Source organism: Cryobacterium roopkundense (genome assembly GCF_014200405.1).
Classification (GTDB): Bacteria; Actinomycetota; Actinomycetes; order Actinomycetales; family Microbacteriaceae; genus Cryobacterium; species Cryobacterium roopkundense.
The window spans coordinates 2,738,075-2,758,030 of the sequence record NZ_JACHBQ010000001.1 but is presented as its reverse complement, the minus strand read 5'-3'; the positions used below and the strand labels follow the sequence as shown (position 1 = coordinate 2,758,030).

Here is a 19,956-nt window from a genome sequence, read left to right as displayed (position 1 = left end):
CCTCAGCCGGAGACGACGCAGGTTGACGTCGCGCTGAGGGACAGCCCCGCTGACGTGCCGCGGATCGTGAGATCCCGCAGGGAATCTGACGGGTCCTGCTGGGTATACAGGTCGGTGCCCATCGCCCGGTCGGTTGTGATGAATCCCTGGCGGTTCCAGGACCGTCTGACGGCGTCGAAGGGTGCCATGGGGCTGTCGACGATCTCGAAGATCGGCAGTATCACGTACCCGCGCACGTGCTGGCCCACACCGCTGTCGCACGCCGAGACCTCGACGGTTGCCGGACCGCGAATACCGGCGGTGTCGCCGGCCTCCTCGAGGAGCGCCGTCACCCGCCGCAGGTCGGACCCGAGCTGAAGCGCCGCGGCCGCCGGATCGAGGGACATCGCGTCCGGCGATTCTCCCCGGTCCGCGTCGGTGGTCTCCGGGAGGCCGCCGTACAGGTCGGCGTCGGTGGCGTCCGCCCGCGGGGCATCGACGTAGTCGTCGGGCGCCGGCGAATCCAGTGCGAGTCCCAAGAAGCCGCTCCGCTCGAACGCGCTCCCGTCGGCCGGCGTATACACCGAGAACGACGCGCGGGGCACGCCGGATTCACTCGCCACTGCCGGCTCGAGCCCGGTGAGGAGCCCCGTAATCGTTCGTGCGCTCCGCGGGGAGGTGGCCTCCACACGCAACGAGGGGCGCCAGACGGATGCTTCGCCGATCGGTTCATCGGCGCGCTGCCCGTTGTAGAAGAAAGCGCCGATATCGGCGCGGGGGGCAAGTTCGCCGAGGAACGGTAGGAGATCGGCGGACGGTGAGAGTGCCGATGTGGTCAGACGCCTGGTGCCGCCTGAGGGCGCCGTTGCTTCGACGGTGACGGCGGTCAGCGCGCCCTGCCCGAATGAGGGGAGAGCGCGCAGGTCGGCGATCGCCTGGATCAGGGCCTCTGGCGAGTTCACCGTGACTGTGGCCAGGGACTGGTGGCTCTCCACGTGCACCGTCGTGGCGTGCTCGATCTGCCGCAGGGAGACGGTCGCGTCGGCAATGTCGCCGGCCGCGCCGGAGGGGACGTCGAGCGCGACCTCGGCGCCGGCGTCGTCTGCGGGCAACCGCACGGTTGCCGTCGCCAACACGATGTCGCGAGCGGATTCGACGTGGCGCTCAACGGCCTCGGCGAGCGGCCCGAAGCCCGCGACATCCGCTTCGGCGCGTACCTCGATGCTCGCCGTCCAGAGTTCGTTCAGGGGCACGGCCACATGTTCTCGACGTGAAATCGTGGCGGACACCTCGTCGACCCCGTCGGTCGCGCGGATGGCGTCGACGGCGCGGTTCACGGAGTTCACGACGTTGTCGGGCGGCGGAGGCTCGATCAGGCTGCAGCCGGTGAGGGCCGTTGCCAGCGCCAGAAGCGCCGCGAGGCCCGTGCCGCGAAGGCGGGACCGGCTAAGCACGCACGCCGTGGGGAGTGGTGAGGCGCAGCAGGTACCCGTCGGGGTCCTGCACCAAGAACTGGCTGACGCCGGATCGTGTGGGGCCGGTCTCGTACCACGTGGTCTCCGGGGCCATGAAGAGCGGCCAGCCCGCGTGAGCAAGGCGTTCGACCACGGGTTCGATCGCCGGAACTGAGATCTGGAAGTTCACCCCGCGGCCGAGCGGTGCCTCGAGCGCGCCCGTCACCCAGTTGCGGCTCACCCCGACCTGCTCGAGCATGAGCTGCGCCGAACCGAGCTGGAGGTAGGCGAACCGCTCGGCCGGCCGGTCGTAGAGTACGTCGAAACCGCATAGTCCTACCCAGAACGCGAGGCTCGCCTCGAGGTCGGTGACGAGAAGTTCCGGCACGAGCCCTGGGAAGATGGCGGCCGCGCTCGAAGTAGAACTCATGTCTCCAGTATGTCGCCGCCCGTCAGCGGGCGGGCGCGAAGGTGGCGAGCAGGCGTTGCAGGGAATCGAGGCGCACACGACCGGTCTCGCCGAGTTCCCCGGCGGCGACGGCCTCGATGATGGCGCAGTCGGGCGAATTGGGCAGGTGGGTGCAGCCGCGCGGGCAACGCTCGGCGATGGTGGCGAGGTCGGTGAATGCCTTCAGAATGTTGTCGGTGTCGATGTGGCCGAGACCGAAGGACCGCACGCCGGGGGTATCGATCACCCAGCCGCGGCCGGCATCAGTTTCGAGCCGCAGTGACACCGTGGACGAGGACGTGTGCCGGCCGCGCCCGGTGACGGTGTTGACTACGCCGATGGCCCGGTTGGTGCCGGGCACGAGCGCGTTCACGAGGGTGGACTTGCCCACGCCGGAGTGCCCCACGAAAACAGTGTCGTGGCCCACCAGAGCCGCAGAGATGGCTTCGATGGGCATCTCGCCCTCGCTGCTCTGGAACACGGGCAGGTCGAGGCCGGCGAAGTTGGCCAGGAACTCGGCCGGGTCGGCCAGGTCGGTCTTGGTGATGCAGAGAATGGGGGAGACCCCGGCGTCGTAGGCGGCCACGAGGTAGCGATCCACCAGGCGGATGCGTGGCTCAGGGTTGGCGGCGGCGACCACGATCAGCATCTGGTCGGCATTGGCCACGATCACCCGCTCCACGGCGTCGGTGTCGTCCGCGCTCCGGCGCAGCAGAGTGTCGCGGTCGACGATGCGCACGATGCGCGCGAGGGTGCCCTCGTCGCCAGAGGTGTTGCCCACGATGTCCACGCGATCGCCGTTGACGACCGCCTTCTTGCGCAGTTCGCTCGCGCGTGCCGCGGTGACGCGCCGCTCGCTGGGCAGGTTCTCGTCGAGCATCACGGTGTACCGCCCGCGATCGACCGTGAGGATGCGCCCGGTGAGGGCGTTCTCGTGCTGCGGCCGGGTCTTCGAGCGCGGCTTCGTGCCCTTGCGCCCGGCGCGCACGCGCACGTCAGACTCGTCGTACTGCGGTTCGTCTTCGTCGGGCGTCGACCACCAGGTGTCGGCCTGGCCGTCCGCGTCGCGTGCCGGCATCTAGAGCGTGGCCTCCGGGATCATGCCGTGCCAGAGCTCGGGAAACTGGGGGAGGGTCTTGGCGGTGGTCGCGATGTTCTCCACGAACACGCCGGGAACGGCGAGCCCGATCAGGGCGCCGGCCGTGGCCATCCGGTGATCGTCGTAGCTGAGCCATTCGCCACCGGTGAGCGGCTGCGGCACGATGTGCAGGCCGTCGGGCAGCTCGGTGACGTTGCCGCCCAGCCGGTTGATCTCGGTGGCGAGGGCCTCGAGCCGGTTCGACTCGTGGTGGCGCAGGTGCCCGATGCCGGTGATCGTGCTCGGTGAATCTGCGAGGGCCGCGAGGGCCACGAGCGTGGGAGCGAGTTCTCCACCGGTCGAGAGATCCAGTTCAACGCCGCGGATGCCGCTGCCCGCGCTCACCGTGAGGCGATCGCCCACGAGGGTGACCGTGGCGCCGAAGAGCGGGAGCAGCGTCTGGAGATCGGCGCCGACCTGGGTGGTGCTGGTGGGCCAGCCGGAGATGGTGACGCTGCCGCCGGCCACGAGGGCCGCCGCGAGGAACGGTGCCGCGTTCGAGAGGTCAGGCTCGATGTCGACCTCCGCACCCGCGATGGGGCCGGGCTCGACTATCCACTCGCCCACAGCGGGACTCTGCACAGTGACGCCGCGTGCCGCGAGGGTGGCAATGGTCATTTCGATGTGCGGCAGGCTCGGCAGGCGCTCGCCGGAATGGCGCAGGTGCAGTCCGTTCTCGAAGCGGGACGCGGCGAGCAACAGGCCGGAGACGAACTGGCTTGAGGCTCCGGCGTCGATCGTGACCTCGCCGCCGGGAAGGGCGCCGCGGCCGTGCACGGTGAAGGGCAGGGCGCGGCGGCCGTCGTCGTTGATGTCGGCGCCGAGGTCGCGCAGGGCGGTGATCATGGTCGACATGGGGCGGCGGCGGGCGCCGGCGTCACCGTCGAACGTCGTGGGGCCGAGCGCCAGCGCCGCCAGCGGCGGCAGAAAACGCATGACGGTTCCGGCGAGGCCGCAGTCCACGGTGGTGGAGCCGAGCAATTCGCCGGGGACGATGCGCAGGTCGGGGCCGAAGGAGCCGGCACCTGGGACCTTCTCGATGGTGGTGCCGAGTTGGCGCAGCGCATCGACCATCAGGTCGCTGTCACGCGAGTGCAGGGGGGCGCGCAGGAGCGACGGGCCGTCCGCCAGAGCAGCCAGCACGAGCTCCCGGTTGGTGAGTGACTTCGACCCGGGGAGGGAGACCGTGCACGCCAAGGGGCCGGACGCCGTGGGGGCCGGCCACCAGGCATCCGTTTCGACGGGAACATTGTCGCCGTAAGGGTCAAACTCCGGCTTGGAATATCTCGAGATCAACATCGGTTATCAGAATAGTCGGGATATGACGTGACGGAAGGATTCTATGGCGGTGTCGACGCTCCTGGAGCGACCCAGCAGTCTCACACTCAACGGCTTACAATTGCCGGTGATGACTTCAGACACGCCCGTGGGCACCCCTCCGGTGGAAACGCCGGATGAAGCGCGCGAAAAGAACCGAAACCTGTTCGAAGAGCAGGCCCTTCCCTTTATCGACCAGCTCTACGCGGCGGCCATGCGCATGACGCGTAATCCGTCTGATGCGCAGGACCTCGTGCAGGAGACCTTCGTAAAGGCTTTCGCCGCCTTCGCGCAGTACGAACAGGGCACGAACCTCAAGGCGTGGCTCTACCGCATCCTGACGAACACGTTCATCAACGCGTATCGCAAGAAGCAGCGCGAGCCGTACCAGGGCACCATCGACGAACTCGAGGACTGGCAGATGGGCGGCGCGGAGTCGACCACGGCCATGTCGGGACGCTCGGCCGAGGCCGAGGCCATCGACCACCTGCCCGACAGTGCCGTCAAGGACGCCCTGCAGTCGATCCCTGAGGATTTCAGGCTGGCCGTGTACTTCGCCGACGTCGAGGGCTTCTCCTATCAGGAGATCGCCGAAATCATGAAAACACCCATTGGCACCGTGATGAGTCGCCTGCACCGTGGCCGGCGTCTGCTTCGCGAGCTGTTGGCCGAGTATGCGAGTGAACGAGGACTCAGCACCGGCCCGAGCCTGAAGTCCGGGAGGACAAAATCATGACCGATTGTGGATGCGAGCGGGCCAAGGCTGAACTCGAGGAATACCTGCACAACGAACTGCGCAAGGAAGAGGCCGCGGACATTCGGGAGCACCTCGAGACCTGCACCGACTGCAGCAGCGAGCACCTCGTGGGACTCACCCTGACGGATGCCGTGCAGCGCGCGTGCAAGGAAACGACCCCAGAAGACCTGCGCGACCAGGTTTTGCTGCGCCTGCGCTCGATCCAGTCCACCCACTAGCCGCTCCGCCAGCCGTCGGCCTCGCGAAATCGACGGAGATTCCGGGTCTTGGGCCCGTGAATCGCCGGGATCCCCGCTCGAAACCTCCGAACTCTCCGTCGATTTTGCAGGGGAGCAACGAGACAGCCCCTCCCTCGAACCGAAGTTCGCGGGAGGGGCTGTCTTGTAGGCGGAGGAAGCGGATGCCTACAGGGTCAGCGCGTCGTGGATCAACGCTGCCTGCTCCGTGGCATGACGCTTCGCGGAACCCGCGGCCGGTGAGGCCGACGCCGCCCGCGAGAACAGACGTACCGGGCGCGGGCCCAGCTTGTTCGTCTCAAGGTAGAAGAACGGCCAGGCACCCTGGTTCTCCGGCTCGTCCTGCACCCAGGCGAGTTCGGCGTTCGGGTACTGGTCAGCCACGTGCTTGAGCTCGACGCCGGGGAGCGGGTAGTACTGCTCCACACGCACGAGCGCGATCTCCGGGTTCGGGTTCTTCTCGAGGTCGTTCAACAGGTCGTAGTACAGCTTGCCGGCGAGGAACAGAACACGCTTGACCGCGCCCTTGTCGCTGATGCGGGCATCGTCGATGACCGGCTCGAACTTGCCGCTCGTGAGGTCGGCCACCGAGCTCGTGGCACCGCGCAGGCGCAGCATCGACTTCGGGGTGAAGACCACGAGCGGACGGCGCGGGCGCATGTACGCCTGGCGGCGCAGCAGGTGGAAGTACGACGCGGGCGTCGACGGACGGGCGACCGTCATGTTGTTCTCTGCGCACAGCTGCAGGAAGCGCTCGATGCGGGCCGAAGAGTGGTCGGGGCCTTGACCCTCGTAGCCGTGCGGGAGAAGCAAGACAACGGATGACCGCTGGCCCCACTTCTGCTCGGCGGACGACACGAACTCGTCGATGATGGTCTGCGCGCCATTGGCGAAGTCGCCGAACTGGGCCTCCCACAGAACGAGCGCGTCGGCGCGTTCCACGGAGTAGCCATACTCGAAGCCCATCGCCGCGTACTCGCTCAGCAGGGTGTCGTAGATCCAGAAGCGCGCCTGGTTGTCTTTGAGGTTGGCCAGCGGCAGCCATTCCTGGCCGTTGACGCGGTCGTGCAGCACGGCGTGGCGCTGCACGAACGTGCCGCGGCGGGCATCCTGGCCGGCAAAACGAACCGGCGTACCTTCGAGCAGGAGGGAACCCAGGGCGAGAAGCTCACCGAAGCTCCAGTCGATGTTGCCGTTGCGACTCATATCGAGGCGCTTCTGCAGCAGCTGCTGCAGTTTGTTGTGAACGGTGAAGCCGGCGGGCTTGTTGTTGAACGCGTCACCGATGAGGTGGATCACGGACTCGGCGACGCCGGTCGTGGCCGGCTCCCCGGCAGCAGCCTCCTCGTCGATCGCGCGCTTCTCGGCATGCGCCTTCGCGGCGATCTCCGGGGTGATGATGGGGATCGATGCGGTCTGCGCGGCGTGGGTCTCCATGAAGGCGCGTTCGAGGCGGTCCTGGAAGTCGCGGTGGGCGGCCTCGTATTCCTCCTCGGTGATGTCGCCACGTCCGACGAGAGCCTCGGTGTACAACTTGCGAACGGAGCGCTTGGCCTCGATCAGGTTGTACATGAGCGGCTGCGTCATCGAGGGGTCGTCGCCCTCGTTGTGGCCACGGCGGCGGTAGCAGATGAGGTCGATGACCACGTCACGCTTGAACTCCTGGCGGTACGCGAACGCGAACTCGGCGGCGCGCACCACGGCTTCGGGGTCGTCGCCGTTCACGTGCAGGATGGGCGCCTGGATGGTCTTGGCGACATCAGTGGAGTACACGGAGGAGCGAGCGTCGCCGGGCGTCGTCGTGAAGCCGAGCTGGTTGTTCACAACGATGTGGATGGTGCCGCCCACGCGGTAGCCGCGGAGCTGGGACATCTGCAGCGTCTCGAGCACAACGCCCTGGCCGGCCATTGCCGCGTCGCCGTGGATCAGGATCGGCAGTGTGGAGAACGTTCCGATCGGCTTGCGGTCCTGCTTGGCGCGCACAATGCCCTCGAGCACGCCGTCGCCAGCCTCGAGGTGGCTGGGGTTCGCGGCGAGGGACACCGGGATCTCCGCACCGTCTTCGCCGCGGAATGTGCCCGTGGTGCCGAGGTGGTACTTCACGTCGCCGGAGCCATGCACGGTCCGGGGGTCCTGCGTGCCCTCGAACTCACGGAAGATTTCGCCGTAGGTCTTTCCGGCGATGTTCGTGAGCACGTTCAGGCGACCGCGGTGCGCCATGCCGATGGCGACCTCGTCGAGGCCCTGTTCCGCTGCGCTCTGCAGGATGGAGTCGAGCAGCGGGATCGTGCACTCGCCGCCTTCGAGGCTGAAGCGCTTCTGGCCCACGTACTTGGTCTGCAGGAAGGTCTCGAAGGCCTCTGCCTCGTTGAGCTTGCCGAGAATACGCATCTGCTCGAGGTGACTCGGCTTGACGTAGCTCTTCTCGATCTTCTCCTGCACCCACTTGCGCTGGGCCGGATCCTGGATGTGCATGTACTCGATGCCGGTCGTGCGGCAGTACGAGTCGCGGAGCACACCGAGGATGTCCCGCAGCAGCATGAGGCGTTTGTCGCCGAAGCCGCCGGTCACGAAGGACCGGTCGAGGTCCCAGAAGGTGAGGCCGTGGTTGGCGATGTCGAGGTCGGGGTGCGAGCGCTGCTTGTACTCGAGAGGGTCGATGTCGGCCATCAGGTGGCCGCGCACCCGGAACGAGTTGATGAGCTCCTGCACGCGGGCGGTCTTGTCGACGGCGCTCGCGAGGTCCACGCTGATGTCTGGTGCCCAGTGGATGGGCTCGTACGGGATGCGCAGAGCCGAGAAGATGTCCTCGTAGAAGTTGTGCTGGCCGATGAGCAGCTCATGCACGATCTTGAGGAACTCACCGGAACCGGCGCCCTGGATGACGCGGTGGTCATAGGTACTCGTGAGGGTGATGGTCTTCGAGATGGCCAGGTTGGTGAGCGTCTTGACGCTCGCGCCCTGGAACTCGGCCGGGTAGTCGAGGGCGCCGGCGCCGATGATGCAGCCCTGGCCCTTCATGAGGCGCGGCACGGAGTGCACTGTGCCGATGCCGCCCGGGTTGGTGAGCGACAGCGTCGCTCCGGCGAAGTCATCCGCTGTGAGCTTGTTCAGGCGAGCGCGGGCCACGAGGTCTTCGTAGGCGGTGAGGAACTCACCGAAGGTCATCGTGTCGGCGCGCTTGATGGTGGGAACCAGCAGGGCACGCGTGCCGTCGGGTTTCGGCATGTCGATTGCGAGGCCCATGCCCACGTGGGCGGGGGCGATCACGGAGGGCTTGCCGTTGACCTCGTCGTAGTAGACGTTCTGGCTCGGGAACATCTTGAGCGCACGGATCAGGGCCCAGCCAATGAGGTGCGTGAACGACACCTTTCCGCCGCGAGCACGCTTCATGTGGTTGTTCATGACAATGCGGTTGTCGATGAGCAACTTCGCCGGAATGGTGCGCACGCTCGTCGCGGTCGGCACGGTGAGGCTCGTGGCCATGTTCGCGGCGAGGGCCTTGCCCATGCCGCGCAAGGGTGTGATCTTGTCTTCCACGACGGGGGTCGTGGCATCCGCTACGACCTGCATCGGGCTCGTCACAGGCGCGTCGGCGGGAACCGGAACGGGCTTCGGTGCAAGGGAGGTGGTGCGCGCCGTGGGCTGTGCGGGGGCTGTCGGGGCTGCCGCGGGGGCCGCCTGCGGTGCTGCTGCTGCTGCAGGCGCTGCTGCTGCCGGCGCCTGTGCCGCTGGGGCCTGTTCCGGCGTCGTCTCGGACGCGGGACCATTTGCTGTCTGGTGGTAGCTTTCCAGCACGGGCCACCAGGACTCGTCAACTGAATCTTTATCGACGAGATATCGTTCGTACAGCTCGTCTACGAGCCACTCGTTCGCTCCGAATTCGCCTGACGTTTTTTCGTCTGAAGCTCCACCGGTTACCTGGCTTGACACCGTCCGATCGCCCACTCTCCGCGTTGATGTTGGATGTCCCTGGCGAAGACGTCGCCGGGTCGGTCTGCGCATCAAGCCTAATCCCATAACCAGCGGCCGCGATCACCCCCGCCAGGGGATAGCGTTCTGGTATGCGGTTCTATGGAACGACTCCCACCAGCGACCTGACGTACTCCGATGTTTTTCTCGTGCCAGGGCAGTCGGCGATTCACAGTCGCATGGACGTGTCCCTCGCTCCGGGGGACGGCACTGGGGCCACTCTCCCCATCGTCTCGTCGAACATGAACTCGGTCACCGGCCCCCGGCTCGCGGCCACCCTCGCCCGCAGGGGCGGCCTCGGAGTTCTTCCCCAGGACATGCACCTGCAGGACCTCGACGAAGCCATTCGCTGGGTGAAGGCCCAATCCGTACGATTCGACACCCCGTTCGTTTTCGGCCCAGACGACACCGTCGAAATGGCGCTGCGGCAGGTTCCGCCCGTGGACGGCCAGGGAATCCTGATCCATGACAGCACGGGCGAGTACCTCGGCTGCATCGTGGCCTCGCGCCTTCGCACCGCGCTCGGTGACGCTGTCCTCGGGGACTTGCTGCACGGCTCGATGGCAGCCCTCGACGCCGACGACGTGGACGGACCCCGTCGCGCCTTCGATTTGATGACCGAAGCCGACCTGGACTTCGCTCCAGTGCTGCACCACGGGTTGGTCGTCGGCACCCTCAGCCGAAAGAGCGCCCTGCGCTCCACGCTCTACGACGCAGCCGTCGACGCGCACGGCCGACTCAAGGTGGCCGCCGCTATCGGAATCAACGGAGATGTCGCCGCGAAGGCCCGGGCGCTGGCGGCAGCTGGCGTCGACGTGCTCGTGATCGACACCGCCCATGGCCACCAGGACGGCATGATCAACGCTCTCAAGACCGTGGCCGATCTGAACCTCGGGCTGCCGATCGTGGGCGGGAATGTGGTGACGGCAGAGGCCGTGCGCGACCTCGTCACAGCCGGGGCCACCATTGTGAAAGTGGGAGTGGGCCCCGGAGCCATGTGCACGACCCGCATGATGACGGCGGTCGGGCGTCCACAATTCTCCGCAGTGCTCGAAACCGCCGCCGCGGCCGCCGAACTCGGCGCGCACGTATGGGCGGACGGCGGCGTGCGCTACCCCCGGGACGTGGCGCTCGCGCTCGCCGCCGGCGCGGCATCCGTCATGATCGGTTCCTGGTTCGCCGGGACCACTGAGGCGCCGGGAACCCTCCAAGCGGATGCCGCCGGCCGGCTCTACAAGGAAAGCTGGGGAATGGCCTCGACCAAGGCCGTGCAGGGGCGGTTCGACCGTCTCGACGCCTACGAGCTCGCCCGCAAAACCCTCTTTGCCGAGGGGATCTCGAGCTCGAAGATCTACCTCGACCCGCTGCGTCCTTCCGTAGAAGACCTGCTCGACATGATCACATCGGGCGTGCGCAGCTCCTTCACCTACGCCGGGGCGACCTCGGTGAGCGACTTCCACGAGAAGGCCAGAGTCGGACTGCAGTCCGCGGCCGGCTACGACGAAGGCAAGGCACTTCCGGTCTCCTGGTAGGTGCGCCGCACCCGCTCGGTGCAGGGCCTTCCGCTATAGTGGGAGGAATAATGGACGACCCCCCAACGGCACAATCACGCAGTCATAAACGTTCGCCGCTAGCCCTGCTGAACGCCGGTGGTGGCCATGTTTGAGTGGGTCATGCTCGGGTTCGGCCTGCTGCTGACCATTGGCACCGGACTGTTCGTGGCAAGTGAGTTTGCCCTGGTCAACCTCGACCGTACGGAACTCGAGGCTCGCCGGGATCGCGGCGAGACCCGCCTCGGCCTCACCATCTCGGCGCTCAAGATCACGTCGACGCACCTGTCGAGCGCACAGCTCGGCATCACCCTCACCACCCTGCTCACCGGGTACACCATGCAGCCGGCGATCACCACGCTGCTGACAGGGCCGCTCACGAGTGCCGGGCTGCCGGCATCCGCTGTTCCGGCGATCGCCACGACCGCCGCCGTGGTGGTGGCTACCCTGCTGTCGATGATCATCGGCGAGCTCGTGCCGAAGAATTTCGCCCTCGCGCTGCCGGTGCAGACCGCGAAGCTTGTGATTCCGGCCCAGACCGTGTTCACGATGGTGTTCAAGCCCGCCGTTCTCGTGCTCAACGGGAGCGCGAACGGGCTGCTGCGTGCAATGGGCATCGAACCCAAGGAAGAGCTCTCGGGGGCCCGCTCCGCCGAGGAGTTGTCCTCGCTCGTGCGGCGTTCGGCCAGCGCCGGCTTGCTGGAAAAAGACACCGCGACGCTGCTGCACCGCACGCTGCTGTTCTCGGGCCACACCGCCTCCGACGTCATGACGCCCCGCCCGCGTGTGGCCGTCATCTCGCGAACGGCATCCGCCCAGGCCGTAATCGACCTCACCCGCCAGACCGGCTACTCCCGTTTTCCGGTGATCGACGAGAGCGCCGACGATGTCGTGGGTATCGTGCACGTCAAACAGGCCGTGGCCGTGCCGCGCAATCGCCGCGCCACCGTGCCGGTCTCGGGACTGCAAACCGAGGCCGTTCGGGTTCCCGAAACCATGAAACTCGACGGCCTGCTCAGCGAACTGCGCGGCCGCGGCTACCAGATGGCCATTGTCGTGGATGAATACGGTGGAACGGCGGGCGTGGCCACTCTCGAAGACCTCGTGGAGGAGATCGTGGGCGAGGTGGCCGACGAACACGACCGCACCCGCGCGGGCGTTGTGCGGTCCCCGGATTCGCTGACCTTTCCCGGAATGCTTCGGCCCGACGAACTGCTCGAGCGGGCAGGGCTGCGGGTGCCCGATGACGGACCGTTCGAAACCGTGGCCGGATTCGTGATGAGCGAGCTCGGACGCCTGCCAGCGGTGGGAGACACTGTGCCGATCGACGGGGGCACCCTGCGCGTGGAACGACTGGACGGGCGGCGTATCGATCGGCTGAGATTCACCCCGGAGACCGAAACCGATACTGAAACCGACATGACGAGCGAGGTGAAGAAACCATGAGTGATTGGGCAGGAATAGCCTGGCTCGTGGTGCTTCTCGCCGCCAACGCCTTCTTCGTGGGCGCCGAATTCGCCGTGATCTCCGCGCGACGCTCGCAGATCGAACCGCTCGCGGAAGCGGGCAAACGCAGTGCCAAGACGGCGTTGTGGGCGATGGAACACGCCACGCTCATGCTCGCCACCACGCAGTTGGGCATTACGGTGTGCTCACTGCTCATCCTGAACGTTTCGGAGCCGGCGATTCACCACCTGCTCGAGGTCCCCCTGGGGCTCACCGGGCTCTCGCCGGAGGTCATCAGCACGATTGCATTCCTCATTGCCCTCGTGCTCGTGTCGTACCTGCACGTGGTGTTCGGCGAAATGGTGCCGAAGAACCTGTCGTTCTCCGTTCCCGACCAGGCGGTGCTGATCCTGGCCCCGCCGCTCGTGTTCATAGGCCGCATCTTCTCGCCGGTGATCGTGGCGCTCAACGCCACCGCCAACGGCGTGCTGCGGCTGTTCGGCGTGCAGCCCAAAAATGAGGCCACGAGCACGTACACACTCGATGAGGTCGCCACGATCATCACGCAGTCCACCAAGGAGGGTGTGCTCTTCGACGGCACCGGCGCCCTCACCGCGACCTTCGAATTCACCACCCGCAAGGTGAGAGACGTGGCCGTGCCGATGGCCGGCATCATCAGCTTGCCGGAGACGGCGACGCCCGCGGACGTGGAGAAAGCCGTGACGCGTCACGGATTCTCGCGGTTCGTGCTCGTGAACGAGGCTGGCGATCCCACCGGTTACGTGCACCTGAAGGATGTGCTCGACCTGGAATCCGAGGTGTACAAAGACCCGATTCCCGGCAAGCGCATCCGTCAGCTGGTGTCGATCTTTGAAGAGACCGACCTGGAAGACGCTCTCGCGACCATGCGCCGCTCGGGCGCGCACCTCTCCCGGTCGTTCACCGAACTGGGTGAGACCACCGGGGTGCTCTTTCTCGAGGACATCATCGAGGAGCTCGTGGGCGAAGTGCAGGACGCCACCCGCCGCGACTGACGTGCCGCGTCTAGCGCACCGGCTCGGCGGGCCAGCGGGCGCGGGCGTACTGTGGCGGCCAGTAGTCGAGGTCGACGCCGAGCTCGTGCGCGGCCTGCAGCGGGAAACGCGGGTTGCGCATCAGTTCGCGCGCGAGCATGACGGCGTCGGCGCTGCCGGAGGCCACGATCTGTTCCGCCTGCTCCGCAGACGTGATGAGCCCGACGGCGCTGACCGCTACATCCGCTTGCTCCTTCACAAAGCGCGCGAACGGCACCTGATAGCCGGGCGAGAGCGGAATGGTCGCGCCTGCCACATTGCCTCCGGTCGAGATGTCGAAGAAGTCGGCCCCGGCGGCGGCGGCCCAACCCGCGACAGTGGCTGTTTGTTCTTCGTCCCAGCCGCCCGCTGCATAGTCCGTGGCAGAGAATCGCACGAAGAGCGCCCGCTCCTCGCCGATCTCCTGCCGCACGGCCACGATGATGCGGATGAGCAGGCGCGCGCGGTTTTCGAGCGACCCGCCGAATTCGTCGGTGCGCTGGTTGCTCAGCGGCGAGAGAAATTGGTGCACGAGGTATCCGTGGGCGCCGTGGATCTCGATCACGTCGAAGCCGGCGTCGACGGCCCGGCGTGCGGCTGCCCGGAAGTCGGCGACGACCTGCTTGATGCCCGAGAAGCCGAGGGCGGTGGGGGTGGCGTAACCGGTGAAGGGAAGGGCCGAAGCCGATAGGGTGGGCCACCCGCCGTCGACCGGCGACATGGTGCCGCGTCGGTCGGTGCCCCAGGCGGGCCAGACGGATGCTTTGCGGCCGGCGTGGGAGAGCTGGATGCCCGCGCGCACACCCTGAGTGTGCATGAATTCGACGATGTGCGCCCAGGCTTCGCCCTGCTCGTCATTCCAGAGGCCGGTGTCTTTGTCGGAGATGCGCCCTTCGGGGCTCACCGCGGTCGCTTCGGCGATCACGAGGCCGGCGCCTCCCGTGGCGAGGGAGCCCAGATGCATCAGGTGCCAGTCAGCGGGAGCGCCGTCGCGGTTCTCGATGGCGTACTGGCACATGGGAGCCGCCCAGAGGCGGTTGCGCATGGTGACCCCGCGCACGGTGAGAGGTTCGAAGAGAGCGGACACGTGTTTCCCCCGGGTGTGAACAAATGGGTTCATCGACTTTGATGGAAACAATCTATCGTGGGCACATGGCAAAACCCCGGGGATGGCTGGAATGGAACACCGAGCAGGCGCGCGGGTGGATCCGCGTGCCGGGACCGGCGGACGACAAGTACACCCGCGGCGTGCTCGGAGTGATGACCGGATCGAAGGATTACCCCGGTGCGGCCGTGCTCGGCGTCGAGGCCGCGGCCCGCACGGGGGTGGGCATGGTGCGCTACCTCGGTCCTGGCAGGGCGGGCACGCTCGTGCTGCAGCGCCGCCCCGAAGTCGTGCTGGTGTCCGGTCGGGTACAGGCCTGGCTGCTCGGGTCCGGAATCAACGCAGCCACGCGCGGGGCCGAGGTGACGCGCGAGCTTGACGAGGCGCTCGCCGCGGGCCTGCCAACGGTCTGCGACGCCGGGGTGCTTGACAGGCTGCGCCTGCCTGAAGCGGAGGCCGCCAGCCAGGTCGTGATCACCCCGCACTACCGTGAACTCGCGGCCCTGCTGAACGGCCTGCCGAAGGCCAAACAGACCACCGCGGAGCAGATCGCGGCCGCTCCTGCCGAGGCCGCCGTTCGCGCCGCGCGCCTGCTCGGCGTCACGGTGCTGCTCAAGGGCAGCGTCACGCGCATCGCGTCTCCTACCGGAGCCAGGCTCACGGTCTCCGGCTCTCCGGCGTGGCTGTCGACGGCCGGTTCCGGGGACGTGCTCGGGGGTATCCTCGGCGCCCTGCTGGCCACGAACTCCGCCCGCATCGAAACGGATACCGACGCCCTCGCGGCCCTCGCCGCGACCGCGGCGCTTGTGCATGCCCGCGCGGCGGAACTCGCATCCGCCGGCGGGCCGATCACCGCGCTCGACGTGGCAGAAGCCGTGCCCACCGTGATGCGGGCACTGCTTGCGGTTGCGGCGGAGGGCAAGCACTAGGCCTCGCGGGGGCGCTGTGCGGCTACAGTAAGCACGTGTCACGACCCCCCTCCCAGCGAGCGCCCCTGCTGTGGGGCGCGTTCGTCCTGGTTCACGTCGTCATCGTGCTGCTTGCGCTGTATGGGCCCGGAAACCCGCTCGGCGACGTGGCCGTGGTGTATCGCGGCTGGGCCGACGGACTGCGCAACGGAACGATTGTGGGAATCGATGCCCCCTTCGTGTACCCGATTCTCGCCATGCTGCCGATCAGCGCCGCCCTCGCGCTCGGCGATGCGCTGTATCTGTACACGTGGTTTCTGCTCGTGACCCTGTGCGACGCGGCAGCATTCTTCATGCTTGTGCGCGGACTGCACCCGCATCGCGTTCGCGTCGCGTGGTGGTGGCTGCTGTTCCAACTTCTGCTCGGACCGATCGCGCTCGCTCGCATCGATTCCATCACGGTGCCGGTGACGATCATCGGCCTGCTGTGGCTCGGCAGTCGGCCGTTCTGGGGAACGGCGCTGCTTGTTCTCGCCACCTGGGTGAAAATCTGGCCCGCCGCCGTGATTGCCGCGCTTTTTGTGGTGTGGCCGCAGCGCTGGCGGATGCTGCTGCTCGCCTCCGCGATCAGCCTCGGCATCGTCGTGGTCGCCCTGGTTCTCGGCAGCGGTCGCAACGTCGTCAGCTTCGTGACGGCGCAGACCGCGCGCGGAATCCAGATCGAGGCGCCGGTGGCCGGATTCTGGATGTGGCTCACCGCGTTGCGGGTGCCCGCCAGTTCGCTCTACTACGACAGGGACATTCTGACTTTTCAGGTGGCCGGCCCCGGAGTCGACGTCGCGAGCGCTCTCATGACACCGCTGATGGCGCTCATGGCGATCTGCGTGGTGCTGCTGGGCGCGCGGGCGACGCGGGCGGGCGCGGCGTTTGTCACGGTGTTCCCGCCGCTCGTACTCGCACTCACCGTGACTCTCATCGCCTTCAATAAGGTGGGCTCGCCGCAGTTCATGGCCTGGCTTGCGGCACCGATCATCCTCGGACTCGTCTGGCACGGTGCGGCGTGGCGTACGCCCGCGACGCTCGCGCTCGTGATCGCAGCCCTGACCCAACTGGTCTACCCGTATTTCTATGATTGGCTGCTCGTGGCCGATCCCACGCTCGTATTCGTACTCTCAGTGCGCAACCTTCTGGAATTCGTGCTGCTCGGCTGGGCGGTGCGTGAGCTGTGGTCGTACGATCGCAGGGGCGAACGTTCGCTGACCAATTCGCTTCAGACCTAGGAGTTCTCATGCTCGTTGCATTCTCGGTTGCCCCCTCCGGCGCGCAGGACGACGCCGGCTCCGTGCACAACGCCGTGGCCGCCGCCGTCAAGGTGGTGCGCGACTCCGGCCTGCCCAACCACACCGACTCCATGTTCACCACGATCGAGGGCGCATAAGTACCGCTAGGGGACATAGCCCTGAGCCGTGTAAACGCTCTAGTTGTCGCCCCGAGCCCGCTCTAGGCGTTCAACCTCCCGGTCATTTCCCCCGAGAAGTCCCGTCGAATATCGGCCTTGAGTACCAGCGAGACCGCGAGCCATACTCGACGATGTCTTGGGTCGCCCGTTGGATGGCCTTTACCCGGGTCCACTCTCTCCGGGGTCAAGGCCAGGGTAGAGAGGGAACGGGAGATGAACCACCCATGAGTTGAAAGGGAGGACAACGCTGGCCCGTGCCGGTACGCTCTGCGTATGGGCATGAGTTATCCGAACGCGGTGCGAGCTACCGTGACCAAGAAAAGCACTCTAGGTGACTGGGAGCTGCGCATCTTCGATTCAAGTGGGAGCGAGTTGTGGAGATGGGTTTTACCGCCGTTCTCTGACTTTTACAATCAGAGCGAAAGACTCGCCGCAGGGCTAGATCACGTTGGCCCGAGGCTCAACGGAGTGGGCGTTGGGTATCGCGGGTCCGCGGCGTGGAGAGGGAACTCGAGCGACGGGTGGTCTACCGCGGTCGGCCCGCTCGCGTGAAATACTCGTTCCCCAGAGTGGGACGGTGAAGATTGACAGTTCCGGAGTCACTTGCTCAGCTGTCCCTCTTCGTATTCTTTATTGTTCCAGGCATCGCTTTCGGGACAGTCAGAGTTGCGTTGCGTGGCCACCGGGCCGTGGACACGAGTGCCGGTGCGCGGATACTCGAGGCACTCTTCGTAGGCGTACTGTTCGACGCAGTTTATCTACTTGTTTTCGGTCGCTTAGTAGTTGAGTCTTTTCAAGACAGCGGTGCGCAACTCCTCAGCGAGCCCTTCTGGCCGACTCTGCTGGCATTAGGGCTTCTTGTCGGTGTGCCTGCACTGGTCCCAGTTTTACTCTCGCTGCGGGTCGCCTCAAGCACGGAATCGGACGGAACCCAAAGAACGACGAATAAGGGAAAGCAGCGCAAGAAAGTGGTCCTGCTGAGCAACTTTCGATCGGTGCCTTCTGCCTGGGATAACAATGCGTTGACGATGGGGAGTGGCCGATTCGTTCGCGTTCGTCTGGAGAACGGCGTCTACTACGGCGGCTGGTACTCCCGAAAGTCGTTGATGTCGACATACCCACAACCTCGCGATATCTTCATCGAGTCACAATGGCGCATGGGCGCGAAAGGTGAGTTCCTCAGCAAGCTGGAGAATTCGCAGGGTCTCTGGGTTTCAATATCGGACAAATGCGTCGTCGAGTGGATCGGCGTTCCAAAGTAACGAGCGATAGGAGCAAATAATGAGTGAACAAGTCGACAAGGCAGACGAAAAGGTTCTGCTCGGAAGCGCGGGTATCCAACGTGAAATTCGCGAGAGTGCTGTCCCGATGAATTTTGTCTCTGAGCCTCAGACTGGTCCCTCGGGGGCGTCCGGCGCATCGGATAGCGCCTCGAACCAGGACGAGTAGCCGCCGACGTCAGTCTCTCGCGCGTTCGATCACGTGCCAGATCGAAACGATGGGGGCTCGCCGTCTCTGCGAAAAGCAATACCGTCGTCAGGGAGGGTTTCGACGTCGACGGCGGACTGCACGTTGTTAGTTCGGCGCCACACCATGGCGGCGTCTGCCTCGCCTGCGGCGATTCGCACCCGCACTGCCAGGGGTTATTGTGCGCTCAGGCGTGTAAACAAGCTAGTTGTCGCCGAGAGCCTGCTCTAGGCGTTCAATCTTCCCGTTCATTTCCCCTGAGAAGCCCGGTCGAATGTCGGCTTTCAGTACAAGCGAGACCCGCGAGCCGTACTCGCCGACGGCTTCGGTCGCCCGCCGGATGACCTCGAACACTTCGGGCCAGTCGCCCTCGATGGTCGTAAACATCGAGTCTGTATGGTTGGGGAGACCGGACTCTCGAACAATGCGCACGGCGGCGGCAACGGCATCGTGAACGGAGCCGTCGACGCGTCCGGTACCGCTGGGGGCAACTGAGAAGGCTACTAGCATGTGCCCATTCTGCCCGTGTTTCGCGCTCGCCACTTAGCGCCGCGGTGGCGTCTCGGGGGGACGCGGCCGATAGCGGCAGCGGGCGTGATCAGGTCAGGCGTTTCTCTTTCGATTTTCAAGAGCTCCCGCGACAGCAAGTGCCGAACTCATGACGTCGTTCTTCGGGAATCGGACTTGCGTTATTCCGGCGATGTTGGATAACTCCGTGACGCCATTTTCCAAGACGATGATGGTGCTGTGGACGCCAAGAATTCCCTGGCAAAGGCCAAGTTCGTGGATGACATTCTCACGAGCTCGGACGGTTCCGTCGAGCATGGTGTCGGCTCCAGTCATCACAACTACTGCGGCGTTGGCTGACCTAATCATGTTGACGACGGTGTCCACTGTGGCCGTCGATGTTCGGTCCTCTGACTCGAAGGCCTCGACGGCGAAACCGTGAGTGGCTTCCAAAGCCAGCTTGAGGGTCTTCCATTGGGTATCCCCACCATGACCCATAAAGACCCTGAACGACGCTGGCTCTGGTGGGGCTTCCGGGACGCGATAGCTCAGCACAAGCTCTTCGACCGCGGACAGGATCGCTTCGCTGTTATTGTCGGGATCGTCGATAACGATCTGTGTCAGGCCTCCACTAGTCGAAGTCAGAGTGACGGGGCCGACGATACCGGTTCTATTCCTCATGCCTAGATTTATGATGAAGCCATTTTCCGCGAACTCGAATGTGATTCCTTCGTAATCCGGTGAGAACTTGTCGAGATTGGCGTCGGGCCTAGGTGTCCGCCAATCAAGATGGGGATTCGCAGGCCCAGCAGACCATGTTCGGCCGTGCAGAGTTTGCTGGGATACCTCCGCGCGGATGGTGCCCTTTGCCGATCCATTCTCGAGGATTGACTCAAGTCGGTCAGCCATAAGCGAGTAGTACTCCCGCCACCCTTCAGCGGTTGTTTCAACCCACGCGCGGCCCGTTGGAATATCCATTTTTTGCACTTCTGTGAGGACTACGTTCTCCAGAAGGGCTTTCATGCGCGAGACGATCGTGTCGTCTAGCCTGATGCCAAATAGATTCGCGCTGAGTTTGCCCATGTTCGGAGCGTATCGCTTGCGGACTTCGGACTCTTCCAATAGTGCCTCTCATGCTCAACGGTGGCTCAGCGGTGGGGG

Annotated in this window: 16 protein-coding genes and 1 pseudogene; 9 read left to right on the top strand and 8 right to left on the bottom strand. The window is 65.7% G+C overall.

Going from position 1 to position 19,956, the window contains the following annotated elements; translation table 11 throughout:
- Positions 1–2: 2 nt before the first annotated feature.
- From BJ997_RS12960 to aroA, 4 genes are read right to left on the bottom strand one after another with little or no spacing between them, the layout of a single operon-like run.
- Positions 3–1,433 carry a hypothetical protein gene (locus BJ997_RS12960; protein WP_035837003.1) on the bottom strand — a complete coding sequence of 477 codons (1,431 nt, stop codon included), beginning with the start codon at positions 1,431–1,433 and terminating at the stop codon, positions 3–5.
- On the bottom strand, positions 1,426–1,863 hold the full coding sequence (locus BJ997_RS12955) for a bleomycin resistance protein (protein ID WP_035837002.1): 438 nt from the start codon (positions 1,861–1,863) through the stop codon (positions 1,426–1,428). The genes BJ997_RS12960 and BJ997_RS12955 overlap by 8 nt, the downstream gene beginning before the upstream one ends.
- A gap of 22 nt (positions 1,864–1,885) precedes the next feature.
- Positions 1,886–2,959 carry a ribosome small subunit-dependent GTPase A gene (gene rsgA / locus BJ997_RS12950; RefSeq protein WP_035837001.1) on the bottom strand — a complete coding sequence of 358 codons (1,074 nt, stop codon included), beginning with the start codon at positions 2,957–2,959 and terminating at the stop codon, positions 1,886–1,888.
- Positions 2,960–4,318 (bottom strand): 3-phosphoshikimate 1-carboxyvinyltransferase, encoded by a 1,359-nt coding sequence (gene aroA / locus BJ997_RS12945; RefSeq protein ID WP_035836999.1) that lies wholly within the window; start codon positions 4,316–4,318, stop codon positions 2,960–2,962.
- 109 nt (positions 4,319–4,427) lie between these two features.
- On the opposite strand from aroA, the gene BJ997_RS12940 reads away from it, so the two are divergent.
- Positions 4,428–5,072, top strand: a complete 645-nt coding sequence (locus tag BJ997_RS12940) for a sigma-70 family RNA polymerase sigma factor (protein WP_052542313.1) — start codon at positions 4,428–4,430, stop codon at positions 5,070–5,072.
- On the top strand, positions 5,069–5,311 hold the full coding sequence (locus tag BJ997_RS12935; protein WP_035836997.1) for a zf-HC2 domain-containing protein: 243 nt from the start codon (positions 5,069–5,071) through the stop codon (positions 5,309–5,311). Before BJ997_RS12940 ends, BJ997_RS12935 begins: the two co-directional genes overlap by 4 nt.
- 186 nt (positions 5,312–5,497) lie before the next feature.
- Here BJ997_RS12935 and BJ997_RS12930 read toward each other — a convergent pair whose 3' ends face one another.
- Positions 5,498–9,262 carry a multifunctional oxoglutarate decarboxylase/oxoglutarate dehydrogenase thiamine pyrophosphate-binding subunit/dihydrolipoyllysine-residue succinyltransferase subunit gene (locus BJ997_RS12930; RefSeq protein ID WP_183323505.1) on the bottom strand — a complete coding sequence of 1,255 codons (3,765 nt, stop codon included), beginning with the start codon at positions 9,260–9,262 and terminating at the stop codon, positions 5,498–5,500.
- A 131-nt stretch (positions 9,263–9,393) separates the two neighbouring features.
- Here BJ997_RS12930 and guaB1 point away from each other — a divergent pair, with 131 nt between their 5' ends.
- From guaB1 to BJ997_RS12915, 3 genes are all read left to right on the top strand, one after another.
- Complete coding sequence (guaB1, locus tag BJ997_RS12925; protein ID WP_035836995.1) at positions 9,394–10,833, top strand: GMP reductase; 1,440 nt, start codon at positions 9,394–9,396, stop codon at positions 10,831–10,833.
- A gap of 126 nt (positions 10,834–10,959) precedes the next feature.
- Positions 10,960–12,297, top strand: a complete 1,338-nt coding sequence (locus BJ997_RS12920; protein WP_035837015.1) for a hemolysin family protein — start codon at positions 10,960–10,962, stop codon at positions 12,295–12,297.
- On the top strand, positions 12,294–13,331 hold the full coding sequence (locus tag BJ997_RS12915; RefSeq protein WP_035836994.1) for a hemolysin family protein: 1,038 nt from the start codon (positions 12,294–12,296) through the stop codon (positions 13,329–13,331). Before BJ997_RS12920 ends, BJ997_RS12915 begins: the two co-directional genes overlap by 4 nt.
- A 10-nt stretch (positions 13,332–13,341) precedes the next feature.
- Here the strand turns inward: BJ997_RS12915 and BJ997_RS12910 are convergent, their stop codons facing one another.
- Positions 13,342–14,436, bottom strand: coding sequence for an NADH:flavin oxidoreductase/NADH oxidase (locus BJ997_RS12910; protein WP_035837014.1), 1,095 nt, complete (start codon positions 14,434–14,436; stop codon positions 13,342–13,344).
- Positions 14,437–14,501: 65 nt separating this feature from the next.
- Here BJ997_RS12910 and BJ997_RS12905 point away from each other — a divergent pair, with 65 nt between their 5' ends.
- From BJ997_RS12905 to BJ997_RS12890, 4 genes and pseudogenes are all read left to right on the top strand, one after another.
- Positions 14,502–15,383: an ADP-dependent NAD(P)H-hydrate dehydratase gene (locus tag BJ997_RS12905; protein WP_052542309.1), complete on the top strand. Its 882-nt coding sequence runs from the start codon at positions 14,502–14,504 to the stop codon at positions 15,381–15,383.
- A gap of 35 nt (positions 15,384–15,418) precedes the next feature.
- Positions 15,419–16,642 carry a glycosyltransferase 87 family protein gene (locus tag BJ997_RS12900; protein WP_052542308.1) on the top strand — a complete coding sequence of 408 codons (1,224 nt, stop codon included), beginning with the start codon at positions 15,419–15,421 and terminating at the stop codon, positions 16,640–16,642.
- A gap of 8 nt (positions 16,643–16,650) precedes the next feature.
- Positions 16,651–16,794, top strand: a pseudogene (locus BJ997_RS12895) (thiamine-binding protein); the annotation flags it as partial.
- Between the two features lie 611 nt (positions 16,795–17,405).
- Positions 17,406–18,083 (top strand): DUF6338 family protein, encoded by a 678-nt coding sequence (locus BJ997_RS12890; RefSeq protein ID WP_183323503.1) that lies wholly within the window; start codon positions 17,406–17,408, stop codon positions 18,081–18,083.
- Positions 18,084–18,492: 409 nt separating this feature from the next.
- Here the strand turns inward: BJ997_RS12890 and BJ997_RS12885 are convergent, their stop codons facing one another.
- Both BJ997_RS12885 and BJ997_RS12880 read right to left on the bottom strand, forming a co-directional pair.
- Complete coding sequence (locus tag BJ997_RS12885) at positions 18,493–18,798, bottom strand: thiamine-binding protein (protein WP_035836991.1); 306 nt, start codon at positions 18,796–18,798, stop codon at positions 18,493–18,495.
- Between the two features lie 93 nt (positions 18,799–18,891).
- The gene (locus BJ997_RS12880) at positions 18,892–19,878 is read right to left on the bottom strand and encodes a TIR domain-containing protein (RefSeq protein WP_052542306.1); all 987 of its coding nucleotides are present in this window, start codon (positions 19,876–19,878) and stop codon (positions 18,892–18,894) included.
- Positions 19,879–19,956: the final 78 nt, after the last annotated feature.

What these genes read in the sequence shown, in the direction of transcription:
- BJ997_RS12955 (WP_035837002.1), bottom strand. Translation starts at nt 1,863, where the DNA reads ATGAGTTCTACTTCGAGCGCGGCCGCCATCTTCCCAGGGCTCGTGCCG.
- rsgA (WP_035837001.1), bottom strand. Translation starts at nt 2,959, where the DNA reads ATGCCGGCACGCGACGCGGACGGCCAGGCCGACACCTGGTGGTCGACG.
- aroA (WP_035836999.1), bottom strand. Translation starts at nt 4,318, where the DNA reads ATGTTGATCTCGAGATATTCCAAGCCGGAGTTTGACCCTTACGGCGAC.
- BJ997_RS12940 (WP_052542313.1), top strand. Translation starts at nt 4,428, where the DNA reads ATGACTTCAGACACGCCCGTGGGCACCCCTCCGGTGGAAACGCCGGAT.
- BJ997_RS12935 (WP_035836997.1), top strand. Translation starts at nt 5,069, where the DNA reads ATGACCGATTGTGGATGCGAGCGGGCCAAGGCTGAACTCGAGGAATAC.
- guaB1 (WP_035836995.1), top strand. Translation starts at nt 9,394, where the DNA reads ATGCGGTTCTATGGAACGACTCCCACCAGCGACCTGACGTACTCCGAT.
- BJ997_RS12920 (WP_035837015.1), top strand. Translation starts at nt 10,960, where the DNA reads ATGTTTGAGTGGGTCATGCTCGGGTTCGGCCTGCTGCTGACCATTGGC.
- BJ997_RS12915 (WP_035836994.1), top strand. Translation starts at nt 12,294, where the DNA reads ATGAGTGATTGGGCAGGAATAGCCTGGCTCGTGGTGCTTCTCGCCGCC.
- BJ997_RS12905 (WP_052542309.1), top strand. Translation starts at nt 14,502, where the DNA reads ATGGCAAAACCCCGGGGATGGCTGGAATGGAACACCGAGCAGGCGCGC.
- BJ997_RS12885 (WP_035836991.1), bottom strand. Translation starts at nt 18,798, where the DNA reads ATGCTAGTAGCCTTCTCAGTTGCCCCCAGCGGTACCGGACGCGTCGAC.
- BJ997_RS12880 (WP_052542306.1), bottom strand. Translation starts at nt 19,878, where the DNA reads ATGGGCAAACTCAGCGCGAATCTATTTGGCATCAGGCTAGACGACACG.